The sequence below is a fragment of the Mycobacterium sp. genome (assembly GCF_039583805.1).
Lineage (GTDB): Bacteria > Actinomycetota > Actinomycetes > Mycobacteriales > Mycobacteriaceae > Mycobacterium.
This window is the reverse complement of record NZ_JAVKSH010000078.1, coordinates 16,520-19,156: the sequence shown is the minus strand read 5'-3', so window position 1 is coordinate 19,156 and position 2,637 is coordinate 16,520. Positions and strand designations below refer to the sequence as shown.

General features: G+C 69.9%; 2 protein-coding genes. Both read right to left on the bottom strand.

Annotated elements, in window-relative coordinates:
* Positions 1-111 precede the first annotated feature (111 nt).
* Positions 112-504, bottom strand: coding sequence for a holo-ACP synthase (locus ABDW21_RS11825; protein ID WP_343601459.1), 393 nt, complete (start codon positions 502-504; stop codon positions 112-114).
* Between the two features lie 149 nt (positions 505-653).
* Positions 654-2,637: beta-ketoacyl synthase N-terminal-like domain-containing protein (locus ABDW21_RS11820; RefSeq protein WP_343710475.1), on the bottom strand; the 1,984-nt coding region annotated here is incomplete at its 5' end.

Sequence of the window (2,637 nt, the reverse complement as noted above, 5' to 3'; positions counted from 1 at the left end):
CCATGGCGTCGAGGCTAGTTTGCGGTGCATGTGAGGCACCTCGCGAGGGTGCGCACAATGCGGGTCGATGCCGGCGTGTCGGGGGACAAACACCCACGCTCGCGCCGAGGGCTAGCTGGTCTCCAGGATGGCCACCGCGGCGGCGACGTCTCCCTCGTGGGTCAGCGACACATGGATCATCACGCCCTTGAGATGCTCGGCGATAGCCCCGGTGAGCCGCACTCGTGGTCGTCCCCACATGTCGGTGACCACTTCGATGTCGCGGTGAATTCCCTCCGGCAGCACCGGCCGCTGCGCGAACCGCGAACCCGACCATGCCTTGATCACCGCCTCTTTCGCGGCCCAGCGCGCCGCCAGGTGGCGCGCGGCCGAGGAGCTCTTGTCCGAGGCGTCGCGGCGCTCACCCGGTGTGAATGTCTCGGCGAACACCGTGCCCGGCTGGTCGACCTGGTCGGCGAAATCGGGAATGGAGACCACGTCGATTCCCACACCGACGATGCTCATGGCGCCGCTCCTCCTCATCGCTTCATCCCCCGCAAAGCGGGAGGTGCCCCGACTGCATCGTCGCCGCCGCGGCTCATGGCGCCGCTCTCCCCCGCCAGCGGGAGGTGCCCTGACTGCATCGTCGCCGCCGCGGCCTAAGCCTGGCGAGGCTAGCGGATGTATACGTCGTCGTCGCCCAACCGCCCCCCGGCATCCAGCAGCATCGCCGCTTCCTGGCGCTTCTCCGACCCGGCAGGGCCGAAGCGGCGGCCTACGGGCCGCTCGTAGAGCGGCCGGCCACCGGCGATGGCCGAGGCCAGCCGGCGCTGACCGGCGAGCAGCCGGGAATTGGCGCGCCGCTGATACTCGGCTCGCTGCCCCGGATCCAGTGCGGCCACAAACGCCTGCGGGTGCACCAGCGCGATCAGCCCGGACACGTGACCGAACCCGAGGCTCGTCACCAGCCCGGCTTTGAGCGGGAATAACCCGCCGAGCCGCAGCGTGTCGCGCACCCACACGAAGTGCCCGGCGCCGGCCAGCTCGTCGTCGACGCAGTCCAGGCTGCGGTTGGGTGGGATGACCCCGTCGCGCAGGATCTGGCACAACCCCATCATCTGGAAGACCGCCGCACCGCCTTTGGAGTGCCCGGTCAGACTCTTCTGCGACACGACGAACAGCGGTGCGCCGGGCGATCGGCCCAGCGAATCAGCAAGGCGCTCATGCAGTTCGGTCTCGTTGGGGTCGTTGGCCAGCGTCGAGGTGTCGTGCTTGGAGATCACCGCGATGTCGTCGGCGGCCACGCCGAGCCGAGCCAGCGAGCGGGCCAAGGGCGAGTCCTTGCCGCCGCGGCCGGCGGCCAGCGCGCCCAGCCCGGGCGCCGGGATCGAGGTGTGCACGCCGTCCCCGAACGACTGCGCGTAGGCGACCACCGCCAGCACCGGCAGTCCCATCCTGACCGCCAGGTCCCCGCGGGCCAGCAGGACGGTGCCGCCACCCTGTGCTTCGACGAAGCCCAGCCGGCGCCGGTCGTTGGGCCGGGAGAACTTCGCGTCGCTGATGCCGCGGCCGCGCATCATCTCGGTGTCCGCGGTGGCGGCCATGTCGCCGAAGCCGATGACAGCCTCCAGAGTCAGGTCGTCGAATCCGCCGGCCACCACCAGTTCGGCCTTGCCCAGCCGGATCTTGTCGACGCCTTCCTCCACCGACACCGCCGCGGTCGCGCACGCGGCGACCGGGTGGACCATCGCGCCGTAGCTGCCGATGTACGACTGAACCACATGCGCCGCAACGACATTAGGCAGAACTTCTTGCAGGATGTCGTTTGGTTTGGTACGGCCGAGGAGGTTGCCGTGGTACATGGTCTGCATCGAGGTCATGCCGCCCATGCCGGTGCCCTGGGTGTTGGCCACCATGGCGGGGTGCACGTAGCGCATCACCTCCGCGGGCGTGAACCCGGCAGAGATGAACGCGTCGACGGTGGCGACGATGTTCCACAACGCAACCCGGTCGATCGAGGCGGCCATGTCCGGGGTGATCCCCCACACCGTCGGGTCGAATCCGGTCGGGATCTGCCCGCCGACGGTGCGGCTGAGCCTGGTCTTGCGCGGCACCCGGATCTCGGTGCCGGCCTTGCGGGTGACCTGCCAGTCGGTGGAGTCGGGTACCGGCCGGATGGCGGTGTGCTCCGGGTCGAACCGCACGAACGCCCGCGCGTCAGCCTCGCTGGACACCGCGAAGGTGAAGTCCTTGTCCAGGAACACGCTCACCAGCAGCGGCGCTGCGTGATCAGAGTCGATCGCGCCGTCGTCGACGAACTCGCGAATGCCCACGCGCTGCACCACCGCGTCGTGGTAGCGCTCGACCAGCTCGGCCTCGTCGACGAGTTCACCGGATTGCGTGTCGTACCAACCCGGTTGGGGGTCGTCTTCCCACGTGACCAGCCCGGTGGTCCAGGCGAGTTCCAGCACGCCGGCCGCCGACAGCTCGTCGCAGACCTCCATTTCGAAGCGGGTGCGCGACGAGCCGTACGGGCCGAGTTCGGCGCCGCCGACGATCACCACCAGCTCGGCGGGGTCGACGTCGAGGTCGTCCCAGTGCGGCGGCGGTGCCGGGGTGTGTCCTCGCGGCGGCGACGGCAGCGCGGCGATGGTGCCG